The sequence below is a fragment of the Pseudomonas argentinensis genome (genome assembly GCF_001839655.2).
GTDB lineage: Bacteria > Pseudomonadota > Gammaproteobacteria > Pseudomonadales > Pseudomonadaceae > Aquipseudomonas > Aquipseudomonas argentinensis_B.
Genome location: NZ_CP056087.1, coordinates 2,423,087 through 2,441,682 on the forward strand (window position 1 = coordinate 2,423,087; position 18,596 = coordinate 2,441,682).

The following is an 18,596-nucleotide window of genomic DNA, read 5'->3' on the forward strand; positions in this document are numbered from 1 at the left end:
AAAAAGCCCCTGTACCGCGAGGTGCAGGGGCTTTCAGCTGGGTGGCAGAAGCTTTTCACAATCGTTCGGCCCGATTTCAGCGCTTTGCCTGCAAATTGGCGGGAGCGGACATTTGTAGGGTGGACGACGCTTCATCCGTCCACCGCTTCGTGATCGCAACGGTGGATGAAAAGAGCGTCATCCACCCTACGTGGCTGCGCGATAACACGGCCTGGCGAAATTCTTGAACAAGACAGTTGCTCCCACAATGGATCAGTGACGGCCGCTTCTGCCTTATAGCTGCCTCTTCAACGTTGCCTAAAAATCGTCAACTGATTCTTAGCTCATCAGCACATGCGCATGCTGCTGGCAGGTACGCTGGGCACGGGCGCGCAATTTCGCACGGCGCGGCGCATGCTGGCGGCGCCAGGCTGGATCCCGTGGCGAGGCGGGCAGGGGCGGGAACTCCTCGGCCAGCTGGGCCTCGAGCTGATAGCGGTTGAGCAGGCGCAACATGCCCCACAGCATGGCCGCCGATACCAGCAGCCAGCCGGAGATCATCAACAGAATGTAGCTTTCAGGATTCATGGTGCCTCCTCGGCCTGCGGGCGAGGGTCGACGTGCAGACGCTGCTTGACGCTCGTCCCCTGCAGGCATTGGTCCATCACGCTGCAGGCATACTGTTGCAGCGTGATGATTGCATTCGGCTCGGTGCCCGGCGCATCGACGAGCGTCCAGGCCAGTGGCGACTTGTGCAGGCTATGCTGAAGGTGTGCGAGCTTCTCGGCCGGCAGTCCGTCGTCGCAGTCCAGCCAACGGTGGTCGCCGATCAGCAGCAGACGCTCCACCCCTGCGGTGGGCAGGCCCTCGAGCAGGGCGATGATGGCGTCGTAGGTCCGCTCGAACCCCTCCACGCGCAGCTGGCGGCTGCTGAGCACGACGATCACCACATCCATGCCGGCGACGCTGCGCGCCACGCTGTCGGCCTGAAACGGCGTGCCGCTCTTGGCCGCCAGGCCTGGGCGCGCAGCGATGTCGGTCGGGTCATCGACGATCACCACCACTTGCAGGCCGCGCTCCAGCAGCGCGTCCTGCAGGGCGTCGGTGACGCGGTCCGGCGCACCGTACAGGGCGATTTTGTCGATGGGGCGTGGGTCGTTCATGATCTGGCTCAGGTCTGCCGTTGTTGACCGGGTTCCTGCTCGTTCGAATCACCCAGGGGCTTGACTTCGATATCGGTGATCTCACTGGGCAGTTCACTGCTGTGCAGGGATTCGATGTGGTAACGGGCCTGCTCGGGCGTCAGCACCGAGGCACCAGCCTGCACCTCGGTGGATTTCTTCTGCTTGCCAAGCCGGTAGCTGACGAGAAAGTAGTGATTTCTGGACATCCCAACCTCTTTTCGTCTGGCGCTTGTGGCGCGGGGCGGCGTGCTTGCCTGTCATCACAGCTGACCGGCTGGCGTTGCGCGACGTTCAGGTTTTTCGCCCAGCGGTACGCTGCTAAAAAAAGCCAAACCTCTGCCTGCCTACGGGGTCGATTGCAGCAGCGCGGCAAGCGCTGCGCTTACTTCCTGATCGAGCAGGCTGGAGCAATCGACTTGAGTTTCTGGGACGCTGTATTGGCCACCCTGGCCAACGAATTTTCCGATCTGAGTACCCCCGAGCAGTTCACCCAGGTCACCTTGCGCCTGCTGCTGGCGGCGCTGCTGGGCGGTCTGCTGGGGCTCGAGCGCGAGACCAGCGGCAAGGCTGCCGGCGTGCGCACCCATATGCTGGTGGCCATCGGCTCGGCGATGTTCGTGCTGGTGCCGGCGCAGATGGGCGCCGAGCACGACGCCATGAGCCGGGTCATCCAGGGCCTGGTGGCCGGTATCGGCTTCCTGTGCGCGGGCACCATCATCAAGGGCGATACCATGACCGAAGTGAAGGGCCTGACCACCGCCGCCGGTATCTGGTTGACCGCCGCCATCGGCATCACCATCGGCATGGGCCGCGAGGCCACCGCGGTGCTGGCCACGCTGATGGCGCTGTTCATCTTCAATACCGTGCCGCACCTGATCGCCTGGCTGGAGAAGCGTGCGCGCTGAATACGGGAACGTCTTCGCTCCAGTCACGCTCTCATGCAGTACCTGGTGAATGAAAGGGAGCCCCGTATGTTCCGCGACTTCAAGGGATGCATTGCCTGGACGGACGCCATGAAGGATGGCCAGCACTACGTTGGCCTGATCGAGTACCAGCCCAAATGCGCTGGCGCTGCCGTGCAGCTGCTCTGGGTGCCGGCCTTGGGCTCGGTGTGCGAGAGCGAGGCGGAAACCGCCGCCGACAATATGCTGCGCCAGATCCGTGACATCACCATCGACGGCGACGTGATCTACCGCGACGGCGTCGCCCTGTAGATCCCCCTTCCTTGTGGCGCGATCCTGCGCCGCCGCCGGGCCCTCCGGCGGATCACTGAAACTTTTGTTTTCGCCGTCCAGTCACCCGTAAAGATTCCACTGACGGGAGATTCGCCACATGGCGCGTGCAATCTGGAAAGGGGCGATCAGTTTCGGGCTGGTCCATATTCCCGTGTCGCTGGTCTCGGCGACCGAATCCAAGGGTATCGATTTCGACTGGCTGGATTCACGCAGCATGGAGCCGGTGGGCTACAAGCGCGTCAACAAGGCCACCGGCAAGGAGGTCGACAAGGAGCACATCGCCAAGGGCGTGCAGGTGGAGAAGGGCCGCTACGTGATCATCAGCGAGGACGAGATCCGCGCCGCCCATCCGGAGTCGACCCAGACCATCGATATCTTCGGCTTTCTCGATGCCAAGGACATTCCCCTGCAGAATATCGAGCGGCCGTACTACCTGGCGCCGGACAAGCGCGGCGAAAAGGTCTATGCACTGCTGCAGCAGACCCTCAAGGATTCCGGCAAGGTGGCGCTCGCCAACGTGGTGCTGCACGTCAAGCAGCACCTGGCGGCGGTGATGGTCGACGGCGACGCGCTGCTGCTGGTGATGCTGCGCTGGCCCGATGAGGTGCGCGGCCTGGAGACCCTGGAGCTGAGCTCCGCGGTGACCGGCGCCAAGCTCAGCAAGGGCGAGCGCGACATGGCCAAGCGCCTGGTGCGCGACATGACTGTCGAGTGGTCGCCCGAGGAGTACCAGGACACCTTCCGCGACGAGATCATGAAACTGGTCGAGAAGAAGGCCAAGGCCGGCAAGATCGAAGACGTGGAGGGCAGCGAGCGCAAGCCGGCGAGCAAGAGCGCCGACGTCATCGACCTCACCGACCTGCTCAAGCGCAGCCTGGAAGGCAATTCCAGCAAGCCTGCGCGCAAGCGCTCGTCCAAGTGAGGTGAGCAGTCATGGCCAAGGCAATCAGCGATTACAACCGCAAGCGCAATTTCGAGTCCACCAGCGAACCCCGCGAGTCCGGCCGGCGCAGCCGGGCCAAGGCCGGCGCGTTGAGTTTCGTGGTGCAGAAGCACGATGCCCGGCATCTGCATTACGATTTTCGCCTGGAGCTGGAAGGCACCCTGAAAAGCTGGGCCGTGCCCAAGGGGCCGAGCCTCGATCCGAGCCAGAAACGCCTGGCCGTGCACGTCGAGGATCACCCGCTGGCCTACGCCAGCTTCGAGGGCAGCATCGCCGAGGGCAACTACGGGGCGGGCGACGTGATCGTCTGGGATCAGGGCATCTGGCAGCCCGAAGGCGATCCCGTGGCGGCGTATGCAGCCGGCAAGCTCAAGTTCACCCTGATCGGCGAGAAGCTCAGCGGTGCCTGGACACTGGTGCGCACGCGCCTGAAGGGCAGTGGCGACAAGCAGCAATGGCTGCTGATCAAGGAGCAGGACGACGTGGCCAGGCCGGCCGATGAATACGACATCGTCAGCGCGTTGCCGGCCAGCGTGATCAGCGGCGAACTGGTTGGCGGCATGGCCAAGCCGGCTGCCAACCAGGCCAGCAAGGCCAGGACGCGCAGCAAGGCGCCGGCCAAGGCGAGCAAGGCCAAGGTTGGCGAAACCGCCCGGTCGGCCATGCCGGAGACCCTCTCGCCGCAGCTGGCGACCCTGGTCGAGTCGCCGCCAGCCGGCGACTGGATCTACGAGATCAAGTACGACGGCTACCGGATCATGGCGCGCGTCAAAGATGGCGAGGTGACCCTGTTCAGCCGCAACGGCCACGACTGGACGGCGCGCATGGCGCCCCAGGCCAAGGCCCTGGAAAAACTCAAGCTCGGCGACAGCTGGCTGGACGGCGAGGCGGTGGTGCTCGACGAGCAGGGCATGCCGGATTTCCAGGCCCTGCAGAACGCCTTCGACGAGTCGCGCAGTGGCGACATCCTGTATTTCCTGTTCGACGCACCCTGGCTGGACGGCCATGATCAACGCGAGTTGTCCGTCGAGCAGCGCCGCGAGAGGTTGCAGAAGAAGCTGCCCAAGCGCAAGGGCCCGCTGCGTTTTTCCGAAGCCTTTGAGGTCGATCACCAGAGCGTACTGGGCAGCGCCTGCGCGCTGGGCCTGGAAGGGGTGATCGGCAAGCGTGCCGGCAGCCCCTATCGCTCCTCGCGCAGCGCCGACTGGATCAAGCTCAAATGTCGGCAGCGTCAGGAGTTCGTGGTGGTCGGCTTCAGCAAGCCCCAGGGTAGTCGCTCAGGGTTCGGTGCGCTGCTGCTGGCGGTCAACGAGGCAGAGGGCCTGCGCTATGCCGGCCGAGTCGGCACCGGCTTCAACGAGGCCCTGCTCGGCAGCCTGCACAAACGCATGAAGGCGCTGGCCCGGGATGACTCGCCGCTGCACAAGCAACCCAGCGCGGCGCAGCGCCGGGGCGTGCAGTGGATCGAGCCGCGGTTGGTGGTCGAGGTGGCCTTCGCCGGCTGGACCGGGGAAGGGCTGGTGCGCCAGGGCGCCTTCGTCGGCGAGCGCAGCGACAAGCCGGCCGAGCAGATCGTCGAGGAGCAGGCGGCGCCGGCGCAGGCCGTGGAAGCGAGCGCTACTGGCGACAAAGCTTCCGGCAAGGCTTCCGGCAAGGCTTCCGTGCGCAAGGGGCGTGAGCAGATCGGCGAGGTGTCGGTCAGCCACCCCGAGCGGGTGATCGACGCGCAGAGCGGCTCCACCAAGGCGCAACTCGCGCGCTTCTACGCCGAGATTGCCGACTGGCTGTTGCCCGATGTGCGCAACCGGCCGGTGTCGCTGTTGCGCGCGCCGAGCGGTGTGGGCGGCGAGCAGTTCTTCCAGAAGCACGCCGAGCGCCTGGCGATTCCCAATATCCGCCACCTGGATGCCGATCTCGACCCCGGTCACGACCGGCTGATGGCCATCGACAGCGTGCCGGCCCTGGTCGGCGCCGTGCAGATGGGCACCATCGAGTTGCACACCTGGAATGCCGCCTACGCCAGCATCGAGCGGCCGGACCGGCTGATCCTCGACCTCGACCCGGATCCGGCGCTGCCCTGGCGCGCCGTACTGGAGGCCACGCGGCTGAGCCTGTCGGTACTCGACGAGCTGGGCCTGGAGACCTTCGTGAAAACCAGCGGCGGCGCCGGCATGCATTTGGTGGTGCCACTGGCGCGGCATGTCGACTGGGACGCCCTGAAGGCGTTTGGCAAGGCGATCTCGCAATTCATGGCCGACCAGTTGCCGGATCGTTTCAGTGCCCGCATGGGGCCGAAGAACCGCATCGGCAAGGTGTACCTGGATTACCTGCGCAACGGCCGTGGTGCCAGCACCGTGGCCGCCTATTCGGTGCGCGCGCGGCCGGGCCTGCCGGTGTCGGTGCCGATCCACCGCGAGGAGCTGGCGCAACTGCGCGATTCCAAGCAGTGGCATATCGGCAATCTGCAGCAGCGATTGGACAAGCTCGAGGGCGATCCCTGGGCCGGTTACGCCAACCGCCAGCGCATCACCCGGGCGATGTGGAAGAAGTTGGGTGCCGAGGCGCCTTGAGCCCAAGCAGGCGCGCCTGCCTCGCCTCGGAAACTATGAACTTTGGCAAATGCGCCAGGTTCGGAGTTAGACAGGTCGCGGTACCTCGCAGCCCCTGCCATGCAAGTCGCATTGCCGTTGTTCGGCCTGTCGACGTCGCAGCGCAGGATGCCGAGCAGGTGCCGTCGGCAAACCCGCATTCAGGTACGCATTTTCGCGTACGGCCGTATGGCATGTGCCATGGGGTGAACAGCTTATACGCCTGCCAGGCGTGAGGAGCCCGTTTCGATGCCATCTGCTTATCTGCAAGAGCCCGATCGTTTGAACCATGGTGAATTATCCCTGGAGCGCGCGCTGGAGTTGCCGCGTCTGGCCATCGAGGGGGTCGAGCCGCAGGTCGAGCAGGGGCGCTTCGCTGCTAAGGCGATAGCCGGGGATCGGGTCACGGTCAGCGCGCTGATCTTTGCCGATGGCCACGACAAGCTGGCGGGCGAGGTGCTGTGGCGTGACGTCGGCGCTACCGATTGGCACCGCGAGCCGCTGCATGAGCTGGGCCATGACCGCTGGCAGGCCGAGATCACCCCGCAACGGGTCGGCGAGGTGGAGTTTCTCATCGAAGCCTGGTGGGACATTTACGCCAGCTACTGCTACGAGCTGTCGAAGAAGTTCGGCGCCGGCGTGACCATCAACCTCGAACTGCAGGAAGGCCAGGCCCTGCTGCGCGAAGCCGCCGAACGTGCCGAGGGCGACCTGGCCATGACCCTGCAGGCCCTGTGCGACGAGCTGCAGGAGCTGCAGAGCCTGGACGAGCGCGTGGCGCTATTGCTGGCCCCCGACACCGTGGCGCTGGTGCGCCGTGCCGAGGGCCACCCGCATCGCACCCGCAGCGCCACCTATCTGCTCGACGTGGAGCGCCCCCTGGCGCGCTTCGCCAGCTGGTACGAGCTGTTTCCGCGTTCGGAAACCGATGACCCGGCGCGCCACGGCACCTTCCGTGATGTGATCAAGCGCCTGCCGGCGATCCAGGCCATGGGTTTCGACGTGTTGTATTTTCCGCCGATCCACCCCATCGGCACCACGCACCGCAAGGGCCGCAACAATTCCCTGACCGCGGGGCCGGATGATCCCGGCAGCCCCTATGCCATCGGCAGCCCCGAGGGTGGGCACGAGGCCATTCACCCGCAGCTCGGCAGCCGCGAGGATTTCGTAGCCCTGGTCGAAGCCGCCCGTGAGCACGACCTGGAGATCGCCCTGGATTTCGCCATCCAGTGCTCGCCGGATCACCCCTGGCTGCAGCAGCACCCCGGCTGGTTCAGCTGGCGCCCGGACGGCACCATCCGCCATGCCGAGAACCCACCGAAGAAGTACGAGGACATCGTCAACGTCGACTTCTACGCCAGGGACGCGGTGCCCGATCTGTGGCTGGCGCTGCGCAACGTGGTGCGCGGCTGGGTGGAGTTGGGCGTGTACCAGTTCCGGGTCGACAACCCGCACACCAAGCCGATGCCGTTCTGGGAATGGCTGATCGCCGATATTCGCAGGAGCCACCCGCAGGTGATGTTCCTCGCCGAGGCCTTCACCCGCCCGGCGATGATGGCGCGCCTGGGCAAGCTCGGCTTTACCCAGAGCTACACCTATTTCACCTGGCGCAACACCAAGGCCGAGCTGGAAACCTACCTGACCCAGCTCAACGAGGCGCCGTGGCGCGATTGTTACCGGCCGAACTTCTTCGTCAACACGCCGGACATCAACCCGTACTTCCTGCACCACAGTGGCCGTGCCGGCTTCCTGATCCGTGCCGCCCTGGCGACCATGGGCTCGGGGCTGTGGGGCATGTATTCGGGCTTCGAGATCTGCGAGTCCCTGCCGGTACCGGGCAAGGAGGAGTACCTGGACTCGGAGAAGTACGAGATTCGCGTGCGCGACTACCAGGCGCCGGGCAACATCGTCGCCGAGATCGCCCAGCTCAACCGCATTCGCCGCCAGAACCCGGCGTTGCAGACTCACCTCGGGTTCAAGGCCTATACCTGCTGGAACGACAACATCCTGTACTTCGGCAAGCGCACCGCCGACCGCGAGAACTTCATTCTGGTGGCGGTCAGCCTCGATCCGCACAACGCCCAGGAGGCGCACTTCGAGCTGCCACTCTGGGAGCTGGGCCTGGATGACCACGCCACCACCCACGGCGAAGACCTGATGACCGGCCATACCTGGCACTGGCACGGCAAGACCCAGTGGATGCGCATCGAGCCCTGGCACCAGCCGTTCGGCATCTGGCGCATTCGCGTGGCGAGCTGAGGAAACGGTCGATGGCACGCAGAGCCCGGCGCGGCACCTTTCTCAACGACCCGCAGTGGTACAAGGACGCGATCATCTATCAGGTGCACGTGAAGTCCTTCTTCGATGCCAACAACGATGGCATCGGCGACTTCCCGGGCCTGATCGACAAGCTCGACTACATCGCAGACCTGGGCGTGAACACCCTGTGGCTGCTGCCGTTCTACCCGTCGCCGCGCCGTGACGACGGTTACGACATCTCCGAATACCGCGGCGTGCATCCCGATTACGGCACCATGGCCGACGCCAAGCGCTTTATCACCGAAGCCCACAACCGCGGCCTGCGGGTGATCACCGAACTGGTCATCAATCACACCTCGGATCAGCACCCCTGGTTCAAGCGCGCCCGCGCCGCCAAGCGCGGCAGCAAGGCGCGCGATTACTACGTATGGTCCGACGATGACCAGAAATACGACGGCACGCGAATCATCTTTCTCGACACCGAGAAGTCCAACTGGAGCTGGGACGCCGAGGCCGGCCAGTACTACTGGCACCGCTTCTATTCGCACCAGCCGGACCTGAATTTCGACAACCCCCAGGTGCTCAAGGAAGTGTTGGGAGTGATGCGCTTCTGGCTCGACATGGGCGTCGATGGCCTGCGCCTGGATGCCATCCCGTACCTGATCGAGCGCGACGGCACCAACAACGAGAACCTGCCGGAAACCCACGGGGTGCTGAAAAGGATTCGCGCCGAACTGGACGCCAAGTACCCTGATCGCATGCTGCTCGCCGAGGCCAACCAGTGGCCCGAGGACACCCAGCTGTACTTTGGTGGTGACGCCAGCGGCCAGGGTGACGAATGCCACATGGCCTTTCATTTTCCGCTGATGCCGCGCATGTACATGGCCATCGCCCAGGAAGACCGCTTCCCGATCACCGACATCCTGCGCCAGACCCCGGAGATTCCCGATAACTGCCAGTGGGCGATCTTCCTGCGCAACCACGATGAACTGACCCTGGAAATGGTCACCGACCATGAGCGCGACTACCTGTGGAACTACTACGCCGCCGATCGCCGCGCGCGTATCAACCTGGGTATCCGCCGGCGCCTGGCGCCGCTGGTCGAGCGCGATCGTCGGCGCATCGAGCTGCTCAACAGCCTGCTGCTGTCCATGCCCGGTACGCCCACGCTGTATTACGGTGACGAGATCGGCATGGGCGACAACATCTTCCTGGGCGACCGCGATGGTGTGCGCACGCCCATGCAGTGGTCACCGGATCGCAACGGCGGCTTCTCCCGCGCCGACCCGGCCGGCCTGGTGCTGCCGCCGGTGATGGACCCGCTGTACGGCTACCAGAGCATCAACGTCGAAACCCAGTCGCGCGACCCCCATTCGCTGCTCAACTGGACGCGGCGCATGCTCAACATCCGCAAGCAGCACCGCGCCTTCGGCCGCGGTGCGCTGAAGATGCTCACGCCCAACAACCGCCGCGTGCTGGCCTACCTGCGCGAGGGCACCGATGCCCAGGGCAACCCGGAGTTGATTCTCTGCGTGGCCAACCTGTCCCGCGCGGCCCAGGCGGTGGAGCTGGAGTTGTCCGCCCACGACGGCAAGGTGCCGGTGGAGATGGTCGGCGGCTCGTCGTTTCCGCCCATCGGCCAGCTCAACTACCTGCTGACCCTGCCGCCTTATGGCTTCTACTGGTTTCTGCTCGCCGAGGAGGCGCAAATGCCCAGCTGGCACGTACCACCGGTCGACCGCATGCCGGAACTGACCACCCTGGTGATCAAGAACGAACTCGGCGAGCTGCTGCAGCTGCCGGCCCGCGCGACCCTGGAGCAGGAGTCACTGCCGGCCTACCTGCCCAAGCGCCGCTGGTTCTCCGGGCAGGGCGAGAATCCCGGGCAGATCAAGCTGCTCTACGCCATTCCCTTCGGAACGGCCGAAGAGCCCTATGTGCTCAGCGAGGTGCAGGTCACTCGCGCCTCCGGGGCCAGCGAGCACTACCAGGTGCCGCTGGGCTTCGTCGGCGAGCATGACGCAGGCAGCAGCGTGCCCCAGCAACTGGCCCTGGCCCGGTTGCGCCGCGGCCGCCAGGTGGGGCTGCTCACCGATGGCTACACGCTCCCCGGCTTCGTGCGCCATGTGATGCGTCAGCTGAGCGAGCGTCGCGTGCTGGGCTGGCAGGGTAGTGAAATCCAGTTCGTGCCCACCTCGCGCCTGCAGGAACTGGGTGATCTGAGCAACGCCGAGGTCAAGCTGATCTCCGCAGAGCAGTCCAACAGCTCGGCGATCATCAACGAACAGGCGGTGCTCAAGCTGGTGCGCCGCGTGTTGCCCGGCATCCACCCGGAGGCGGAGATCGGTGGCTACCTGACCGCCGCCGGCTTCGAACACATCGCGCCGCTGCTCGGCGAGGTGCGCCGGGTGGACGAGCAGGGCGTGCCCCATACGCTGATGATCCTGCAGGGTTACCTGAACAACCAGGGCGACGCCTGGCAATGGACCCAGAACAACCTGGAGCGCGCCATCCGCGATGAGCTGGCCGGCGGGCATTCCGAGCAGGAAAATCAGTTTACCGCCCTGGCGGAGCTGGAAACCTTCGCCGGGCTGTTGGGCAAACGCCTGGGCGAGATGCACGTGGCGCTCGGCCAGACCAGCGACAACCCGGATTTCGGCTACCACGAGACGGGCGAGGCCGAGGTGGCCGAGTGGTCGCGGAACATCGCCGCCCAGGTGCGCGAAGCCTTGAAGGTGATCGCCGAAGGCCGCGGGCACCTGCCGGGTGAAGCGGCCAATCAGGCCGACTGGCTGGCCGCGCGGCATGACCAGATCATCGAGCTGGTCGACGACTTGGCGCGGCGTTCGGCCGGCGGTATTCGCATGCGCGTGCATGGTGACCTGCACCTGGGCCAGGTGCTGGTGGTGCAGGGCGACGCCTACCTGATCGACTTCGAAGGCGAGCCGACCCGCACGCTGGAGGAACGCCGCGCCTTCTACAGCCCGCTCAAGGACGTCGCCGGCATGCTGCGCTCGTTCGACTACGCCGCCGCCATGGCGGTACGCAGCGCGCAGAGCGCCGATGTCACCGCCGAGGCCGAGCAGGCCCGCCAGCGTATCGCCGGGCTGTATCGCAGCCAGGCCAGAACCGCATTCAACGAAGCCTACCGGCTGGCGGCAGCGGATCTGCCCCATGCCTGGCACGACCGCGAAGGTGAAGTGGCAGCCCTGGCGCTGTTCTGCATCGAGAAGGCGGCGTACGAAATCCTGTATGAAGCGCGCTATCGTCCCGATTGGCTGGAAGTCCCGGTGCAAGGGTTGATAGAGCTGACCAAATATCTCTTGGGGAGCGGTAAACGATGAGCAATGGAGAAACCGAGCGCCAGGTGGCGGGACTGGAACGCGCCGCCGTCGAGGCCTTGATCAGGGGCGAGCATGGCGATCCGTTTTCGATTCTGGGCCCCCACGCATTCGCCCACGGGCTGACCATCCGCGCCTACCTGCCAGGCGCCCTCGGCGTCGAGCTGATCCACGCGGTGAGCGGCGAGGTACTCGGTGCCCTGGAGCAATCCAGCGTGCCGGGGCTGTTCAGCATTCGCATCGAGCAGCAGGTGCCGTATCGCTATCGCATCCAGTGGGGCACCGGTGTGCAGGAAACCGAGGACCCCTATGCCTTCGGCCAGCTGCTCGGCGAGATGGACCTGTATCTGTTCGCCGAGGGCAACCACCGGGAACTGGGCAAGAGCCTGGGCGCCCAGTTCACCACCCACGAAGGCGTACAGGGCGTTCGGTTCTCGGTGTGGGCGCCCAACGCCCGGCGGGTGTCGGTGGTCGGCAACTTCAACGGCTGGGATGGCCGCCGCCACCCGATGCGCCTGCGCCAGCCCAGCGGTGTATGGGAGCTGTTCATTCCGCGTCTGGCACCGGGGGAGGTGTACAAGTACGAGATTCTCGGCCGGGACGGCCTGCTGCCGCTGAAGGCCGACCCCATGGCCCTGGCTACCGAGTTGCCGCCGGCCACCGGTTCGGTGGTGTCCGCGCCGTTGCAGTTCGACTGGCACGACGATCATTGGCTGCAGCAGCGTCAGGCCCAGCAGGGCTACCAGGCGCCGATGTCGATCTATGAACTGCATGCCGGCTCCTGGCGCCGCGAGGGTGGCGAGGATGGCCGCCTGCTGAGCTGGCGGGAGCTGAGCGAGCAGCTGATTCCCTATGTGCAGCAACTGGGCTTTACCCATATCGAGCTGATGCCGATCATGGAGCACCCCTTCGGCGGCTCCTGGGGCTATCAGCTGCTTTCGCAGTTCGCGCCCACCGCGCGCCATGGCAGCCCGGCGGACTTCGCCGCCTTCGTCGACGCCTGTCATCAGGCCGGTATCGGCGTGATCCTCGACTGGGTACCGGCGCATTTCCCCACCGATGCCCATGGTCTCGGCCAGTTCGATGGCACCGCGCTGTACGAGTACGCCCACCCGTTCGAGGGCTTCCACCAGGACTGGGATACCTATATCTACAACCTGGGCCGCACCGAGGTGCACGGCTTCATGTTGGCCTCGGCCCTGCACTGGCTGCGCACCTACCATATCGACGGCCTGCGCGTGGACGCCGTGGCGTCGATGCTCTACCGCGACTATTCGCGCAAGGACGGCGAGTGGATTCCCAACCGTTTCGGCGGCCGCGAGAACCTGGAGAGCATCGACTTCCTGCGCCACCTCAACGACGTGGTCACCCAGGAAGTGCCCGGCGCCCTGGTAATCGCCGAGGAATCGACCGCCTGGCCAGGCGTCAGCCGGCCGACCCAGGAAGGTGGCCTGGGCTTTTCCTACAAGTGGAACATGGGCTGGATGCACGACAGCCTCAAGTACGCCGCCGAGGATCCGCTGCATCGCCGCCATCACCATCACCAGCTGACCTTCGGCCTGCTGTACGCCTTTTCCGAGCATTTCGTGCTGCCGATCTCCCACGACGAAGTGGTGCACGGCAAGCGCTCGCTGCTCGACAAGATGCCCGGCGACCGCTGGCAGAAATTCGCCAACCTGCGCCTGTACCTGAGCTTCATGTGGAGCCACCCGGGCAAGAAGCTGCTGTTCATGGGCTGCGAGTTCGGCCAGTGGCGCGAGTGGAACCACGACCACGAGCTGGACTGGTACCTGCTGCGCTACGGCGAGCACAAGGGCGTGCAGCAGTTGATCAGCGACCTCAACGGCCTGTACCGTCACGAGCCGGCCTTGCACCAGCTCGACGGCAGCGCCGAGGGCTTCGCCTGGCTGATCGGTGATGACGCCAACAACAGTGTGTTCGCCTGGCTGCGTCATGATCAGAGCGGTGCGCCGCTGCTGGTGGTGCACAACTTCACTCCCGAGCCGCGCAACGGCTACCGCATCGGCGTGCCGAAGGAGGGCGCCTGGCACGTGCTGCTCAACAGCGATGCCGAGCGCTACGCCGGTTCTAACGCCGGCAGCCAGGGCGGGCTGTTCAGCGAGGCGGTGGCCAGCCATGGTCAGCCGCAGTCGCTGAGCCTGGATCTGCCGCCGTTGGCCACCCTGGTGATCAAGCCGCAGTGAGGCGCACAGGGGTGGCCGCTGATATCGGTCCACCCCCTTCAGCATTGCAACGCCGGTTATCGATCTCGATCCTCGGGCCCCTTTTCCGCGCTCCTGGGCGCCATCACCACAGTTGACCCACGGGCCCCATGTCAGGCGATTGCCGCCTGGCAGCTCGGTCGGCCAGGTTTTGTCGGTCGCTGAACCCATCGCTACGCGGTTATCTTCGGAACTGCTCGCACACCGCCGAGTGGCGGTTGCGGCTCTGCAACCGGGTTCAGTTCGTCGCTATTGGCGGTTCCTCGCGACAGCGCCACAGCCGAACAGCCAAATGCGGCAAATATCGCGGATGGTGGCGCACCCCTGTTGTCAGAGGTTCAAGACTGTTCGTTGCGAGGAGCCCCTGGTGACATCCTTTTTCCTGCGTTCAACCGCTGCGCTGCTGGCCCTGTCCCTGGCCGGCTGCGCCACCCAGCCCCGGGAGCCGGCGCCCAAGCCGGCCGAGGTACGCGCGCAGATCGTGCGGTTGATGCCGATCAATACCCCCGATCGTGAAGGCTGGGCCGCCGATATCTACGCTGCCTTCGCGGCCCAGGAGATCGCGCCGACCACCGAGAACATCTGCGCGGTACTGGCGGTGACCGAGCAGGAGTCGACCTTCAATGCCGACCCGCAGGTCCCGGGGCTGGCCAGGATCGCCCGCGCGGAAATCGACCGCCGCGCCGCCAGCCTGCACATTCCGCGGCTGCTGGTGAACGCTGCGCTGCGCCTCGAGTCGCCGACCGGCAAGACCTACCAGCAGCGCCTGGACATCGTGCGCACCGAAAGGCAACTGAGCGCCATCTTCGATGACTTCACCGGCATGGTGCCCCTCGGCCGCCAGCTGTTCGGCACCCTCAACCCGGTGCGCACCGGCGGGCCGATGCAGGTCAGCATCGCCTTCGCCCAGGCCAACGCGCAGGGCTACCCCTATCCGCCGGACGGCTCCATTCGCCGCGAAGTGTTCAGCCGCCGCGGCGGCATGTACTTCGGCATCGCCCACCTGCTGGGCTATCCGGCCACTTACCCGGAACCGCTGTACCGCTTCGCCGATTTCAATGCCGGCTGGTACGCCAGCCGCAACGCCGCCTTCCAGAACGCCGTCACCAGCGCCTCGGGCATTCCCCTGGCCCTCGATGGCGACCTGATCATTCACGGCAGCAGCAAAGCGGGCTCCACGGAGCTTGCCGTGCGCTCCCTGGGCAAGCGCCTGAACCTGAGCGACCGGGCGATTCGCCGCGACCTGGAGCAGGGCGACAGCCTTGATTTCGAGGACAGCCGCCTCTACGAGCGGGTGTTCGCCCTGGCCGACGAGGCCGAAGGCAAACCCATGCCGCGCGAGCTTCTACCCGGCATCGTGCTGAAGAGCCCGAAGATCACCCGCCGCCTGACCACCGCCTGGTTCGCCCAGCGCGTGGACACCCGTCACCAGCGCTGCATGGCACGGGCCAGATGAACGGTTGCTCAAAACTTCCAGAATAAGCGCGGCAGGTCGGTTAGCATCATCCGTCCACACACCGTGGCGCGGGAGCAGGCATGAGCGCGCAGAGTTGGGTCGACCTGGCCCAGGACGCAGACACCGGTATCGAGACCATCCGCGCGCATTTTCGCGGGCACGCCTACGATCCCCACTGGCACGATGCCTATCTGGTCGGCTTCACCGAGCAGGGCGTGCAGCAGTTCCATTGCCGCAAGCAGTTGAACAGCAGCCTGGCGGGCCAGGTGTTCTTGCTCGAACCCGGTGAGCTGCACGATGGCCATGCGCCCGAGCCGGAAGGCTTCACCTACTCGATGCTGTACCTGGATACCCAGTGGCTGGAGCGTGAACTGCGCAGCCTGTTCGAGCAGGCGCCAGCCGACTGCCTGCCGGGCTTCGGCGCCACCCTGGCCAGCGATCCGCACCTGCTGGCCTCGGTGGTCGAGGCGTTCGCCGCCCTGCATCGCCAGGAACTGCGCATGGTCAGGCAGTCGGCGCTCGACGGGCTGCTGGCGCACCTCACCGAGCGCCTGCACTGGCGTCGTCGCCTCGCTGTCGACCCGCGTCTGCCGTTGGTAGCGCAGCGCGCGCGGGATTTCCTGCACGACCAGCACAGCCGCGATATCGGCCTGGATGACCTGGCTGCGGCCTGTGGCGTGGATCGCTTTCGGCTGAGCCGCGCCTTCAAGGCCGCCTTCGGCCTGGCGCCCCATGCCTACCTGGTGCAGCTGCGCCTGGCCCGGGCGCGGCATCTGCTGGCCCGCGGCGAGCCGCCGGTGCAGGTGGCGGCGATTCTGGGCTTTGCCGACCAGAGCCACCTGGGCCGCTGGTTCCGCCGCGCCTACGGTATCACCCCGGCGAACTACCAGCGGCGTTGCTCAAAGCTTCCAGACTGTTGAGCCGCAGGCGCCGATGATCAGGGCTCTGATCGTTGAGGAGCCCATTCATGAGTCAGTTGTTGCCCTTTATGCTGTTTGCCTTCGTCGCCTCCATCACCCCCGGCCCCACCAACGTGCTGGTGCTCGGCAGCAGTGCCCGCCATGGCGTGGCGGCGACCCTGCCGCTGGTGCTCGGCGCCTGCTTTGGCGCGGCGGCCATCGTGGTCGCGGTCGGCCTTGGGCTGGGTGAGCTGCTGCAGCAGCATCCACGGCTGCAATGGGCGATGGCCTGGTTCGGCGTGCTGTGGCTGAGCTACCTGGCCTGGCGGATCTTCAGCAGCCCGGCGGCGGCGCTGGATGGCTCGGCGGTGGCGGCGGACGAGAAGCGCCTCGGCCTGTTCGCCGGTGCGGCGCTGCAGCTGGTCAACCCCAAGACCTGGATGATGGCCCTGGCGGTGGTCAGCGTATTCGCCACGCCGGGGCCTGGGCAGGGGCTGCGGGTGGCGCTGCTGGCGGCGATCTTCCTGGCCATTTCCCTGCCGTGCCTGGGCTGCTGGGCATTGCTGGGGCGCGGCGCCGCGCGGCTGTTCACCTCGGCCCGGGCCATGGGCCGCTTCAACCAGGCCATGGCCGTGCTGTTGCTGGCCTCGGCCTGGCTTGGCGCACCGCTTTAGAAGTTGGCCTGGTTCACCTGTGGGAGCGCATCAATGCTCGCGAAACGCTTCCAGCCGCTGACGCTGCCGGCCCTGTTCATCGAAGTTTTCCGCCGCCAGCCAGCGTTGCAGAGCCTCGCGGCGCCGCGGCCATTCGCTGTCGATGATCGAGAACCAGGCGGTATCGCGGTTCTGGCCCTTGATCACCGCGTGCTGGCGGAACAGACCCTCCTGGGTGAAACCCAGCCGTTCGGCCGCGCGCCTCGACCGGGCGTTACGCGCATTGCACTTCCATTCCAGACGGCGATTGCCGAGGTCGTCCATGGCCAGGCTCATCAGCAGCCAGATCGCTTCGGTGGAGGCGGGAGAGCGCTGCATGGCGCGGCCAAAGGCGATATGGCCGATCTCGATGCAGCCATCGGCCGGGGCGATGCGCAGGAAGCTGAGCAGTCCTACGGCCCGCACGGTGGCCTTGTCGATCACCGTGAAGAACAGCGGGTCGCTGCTGCCTTGCTTGTCCTGCAGCCAGCTATCGAAGGCACTGCGCTCGGCGAAAGGGCCGTAGGGCAGGTAGTCCCACATAGCCGGGTCGCTGTCCGGTCCTTGCAGGGCATCCCATAGATCCTCGCCGTGGCGCTGGGCGTCCAGCGGCTCCAGGCGCACGAAGCGGCCGTCGATGGGCGCGCGGGGCGGCGGTGTGGCGGGTGTCCAGTCGAGCAGGGTGGTGGTCATGGTCGGCTCCTGATCACAGCTTCTTGCGGTATTGCACGAGGCCAGGGCGTTCGGCGATGCGGTCGTACAGCTGCATGGCGGTGGTATTGCTTTCGTGGGTCAGCCAGTGCACCCGCGAAGCGCCAGCAAGCCTGGCCTGAGCGTAGACGTGCTCGATCAGCCCGCGCCCGACGCCGCTGCCGCGAACGCTTTCCTCGACGAACAGGTCCTGCAGGTAGCAGTAGTCGCCGTCCGTCCAGCAGGAGCGATGGAAAATCCAGTGCACCATCCCAAGAGCATGGCCATCCTGCCAGGCAAGAGCCGCATGCATCGGCTCGTCGACGGCGAGAAAGCGCTGCCAGGTTTGTGCGCTGGTGGCCTCGGGGATTTCCGTGGCGTAGAAGCGTTGGTAGCCCTGCCAGAGTGGCCACCAGGCGGCGTGAACGTCAGCGGTTACGGCGCGTATTTCCATGAATCGGTCTCCTGTTATCGATCACTCATGCGCTGCGCCAGGGCGCCGTCGCGGGGATCAGCGCTGGCATCGAGGCCACTCTTTACACCGGCCTGATCGGCCGCGCTGCGGTTCTGGCCAAGTTTCCATTTGCCTTCCAGGCGCTCGATGGGCAGGGCGAAGCCGACGATGGCGCGCAGCATGCCGGCGATGTAGTCCCGCGGTGCGTCATCGATGGCCCAGGGCTGCGGGCGCGGTCGTTCGTGGCGGTCGGTCAGCGCGCCGAGCAGGGCCAGCAGGCGCTCGGCATCGTCGAACACTTCGGCGCGGCCATGGGCATGCACGGCGATATAGTTCCAGGTCGGCACCACCTTGCCGTGCTCGGCCTTGGCCGGGTACCAGGACGGGCTGACGTAGGCATCGGCACCGCTGAAGACGACCAGCGCCTCGCCACCCTCGGCCAGTATCTGCCAGTGCGGATTGGCCCGTGCCAGGTGCCCGTACAGCGTGCCGTACCGGCCTTCGTCGGCGCGCAGCAGCAAGGGCAGGTGGCTCGCTTGAAGGCCGCTCTCGCCACTGCTGATCAGGGTCGCCAGGCGGCAATCGATAATCTCCTTGTGCATGGCAGCAAGGTCGTTCTGGCGGAGGGCGGCAGGTACGTACATGGGGCGTTCC

16 protein-coding genes are annotated in these 18,596 nt (G+C 65.9%); 10 read left to right on the forward strand and 6 right to left on the reverse strand.

Annotation, left to right across the window (positions count from 1 at the left end; all coding sequences use genetic code 11):
- Window positions 1–318: 318 nt before the first annotated feature.
- From SA190iCDA_RS10885 to SA190iCDA_RS10895, 3 genes are read right to left on the reverse strand one after another with little or no spacing between them, the layout of a single operon-like run.
- Complete coding sequence (locus tag SA190iCDA_RS10885; RefSeq protein ID WP_070887052.1) at window positions 319–567, reverse strand: hypothetical protein; 249 nt, start codon at window positions 565–567, stop codon at window positions 319–321.
- Window positions 564–1,142 carry an NAD(P)H-binding protein gene (locus tag SA190iCDA_RS10890; RefSeq protein ID WP_070887051.1) on the reverse strand — a complete coding sequence of 193 codons (579 nt, stop codon included), beginning with the start codon at window positions 1,140–1,142 and terminating at the stop codon, window positions 564–566. The genes SA190iCDA_RS10885 and SA190iCDA_RS10890 overlap by 4 nt, the downstream gene beginning before the upstream one ends.
- Window positions 1,143–1,150: 8 nt before the next feature.
- Window positions 1,151–1,369, reverse strand: a complete 219-nt coding sequence (locus SA190iCDA_RS10895) for a hypothetical protein (protein WP_070887050.1) — start codon at window positions 1,367–1,369, stop codon at window positions 1,151–1,153.
- 210 nt (window positions 1,370–1,579) lie between these two features.
- Between SA190iCDA_RS10895 and SA190iCDA_RS10900 the strand changes: the two genes are divergently transcribed.
- The 10 genes from SA190iCDA_RS10900 to SA190iCDA_RS10945 all read left to right on the forward strand — a co-directional run bounded on the left by SA190iCDA_RS10900 (window position 1,580) and on the right by SA190iCDA_RS10945 (window position 16,780).
- Window positions 1,580–2,068, forward strand: coding sequence for an MgtC/SapB family protein (locus SA190iCDA_RS10900; protein WP_419203859.1), 489 nt, complete (start codon window positions 1,580–1,582; stop codon window positions 2,066–2,068).
- Window positions 2,069–2,134: 66 nt separating this feature from the next.
- Window positions 2,135–2,377 carry a hypothetical protein gene (locus tag SA190iCDA_RS10905; protein ID WP_070887049.1) on the forward strand — a complete coding sequence of 81 codons (243 nt, stop codon included), beginning with the start codon at window positions 2,135–2,137 and terminating at the stop codon, window positions 2,375–2,377.
- Between the two features lie 118 nt (window positions 2,378–2,495).
- Complete coding sequence (locus SA190iCDA_RS10910) at window positions 2,496–3,320, forward strand: Ku protein (protein WP_070887048.1); 825 nt, start codon at window positions 2,496–2,498, stop codon at window positions 3,318–3,320.
- A gap of 11 nt (window positions 3,321–3,331) precedes the next feature.
- Window positions 3,332–5,911 (forward strand): DNA ligase D, encoded by a 2,580-nt coding sequence (gene ligD, locus SA190iCDA_RS10915; protein ID WP_070887047.1) that lies wholly within the window; start codon window positions 3,332–3,334, stop codon window positions 5,909–5,911.
- A 267-nt stretch (window positions 5,912–6,178) separates the two neighbouring features.
- Window positions 6,179–8,188 (forward strand): alpha-1,4-glucan--maltose-1-phosphate maltosyltransferase, encoded by a 2,010-nt coding sequence (locus SA190iCDA_RS10920; RefSeq protein WP_070887046.1) that lies wholly within the window; start codon window positions 6,179–6,181, stop codon window positions 8,186–8,188.
- A gap of 11 nt (window positions 8,189–8,199) precedes the next feature.
- A complete protein-coding gene (gene treS / locus SA190iCDA_RS10925; RefSeq protein WP_070887045.1) occupies window positions 8,200–11,532 on the forward strand; it encodes a maltose alpha-D-glucosyltransferase in 3,333 nt (1,110 codons plus the stop codon).
- Complete coding sequence (gene glgB, locus SA190iCDA_RS10930) at window positions 11,529–13,733, forward strand: 1,4-alpha-glucan branching protein GlgB (protein WP_070887044.1); 2,205 nt, start codon at window positions 11,529–11,531, stop codon at window positions 13,731–13,733. The genes treS and glgB overlap by 4 nt, the downstream gene beginning before the upstream one ends.
- A 385-nt stretch (window positions 13,734–14,118) precedes the next feature.
- Entirely contained in the window at window positions 14,119–15,207 is a 1,089-nt protein-coding gene (locus tag SA190iCDA_RS10935) for a DUF1615 domain-containing protein (protein WP_070887043.1), read from the forward strand.
- Window positions 15,208–15,287: 80 nt separating this feature from the next.
- Entirely contained in the window at window positions 15,288–16,127 is an 840-nt protein-coding gene (locus SA190iCDA_RS10940) for an AraC family transcriptional regulator (RefSeq protein WP_070887042.1), read from the forward strand.
- Between the two features lie 47 nt (window positions 16,128–16,174).
- Complete coding sequence (locus SA190iCDA_RS10945; protein ID WP_070887041.1) at window positions 16,175–16,780, forward strand: LysE family translocator; 606 nt, start codon at window positions 16,175–16,177, stop codon at window positions 16,778–16,780.
- A 30-nt stretch (window positions 16,781–16,810) separates the two neighbouring features.
- Here the strand turns inward: SA190iCDA_RS10945 and SA190iCDA_RS10950 are convergent, their stop codons facing one another.
- The 3 genes from SA190iCDA_RS10950 to SA190iCDA_RS10960 are packed head-to-tail and all read right to left on the reverse strand — an operon-like array spanning window position 16,811 to window position 18,586.
- Window positions 16,811–17,491 carry a GNAT family N-acetyltransferase gene (locus SA190iCDA_RS10950; protein WP_070887040.1) on the reverse strand — a complete coding sequence of 227 codons (681 nt, stop codon included), beginning with the start codon at window positions 17,489–17,491 and terminating at the stop codon, window positions 16,811–16,813.
- A gap of 13 nt (window positions 17,492–17,504) precedes the next feature.
- Window positions 17,505–17,942, reverse strand: coding sequence for a GNAT family N-acetyltransferase (locus SA190iCDA_RS10955; protein ID WP_070887039.1), 438 nt, complete (start codon window positions 17,940–17,942; stop codon window positions 17,505–17,507).
- A 14-nt stretch (window positions 17,943–17,956) separates the two neighbouring features.
- Complete coding sequence (locus tag SA190iCDA_RS10960) at window positions 17,957–18,586, reverse strand: FMN-binding negative transcriptional regulator (RefSeq protein ID WP_070887038.1); 630 nt, start codon at window positions 18,584–18,586, stop codon at window positions 17,957–17,959.
- Between the last annotated feature and the right edge of the window lie 10 nt (window positions 18,587–18,596).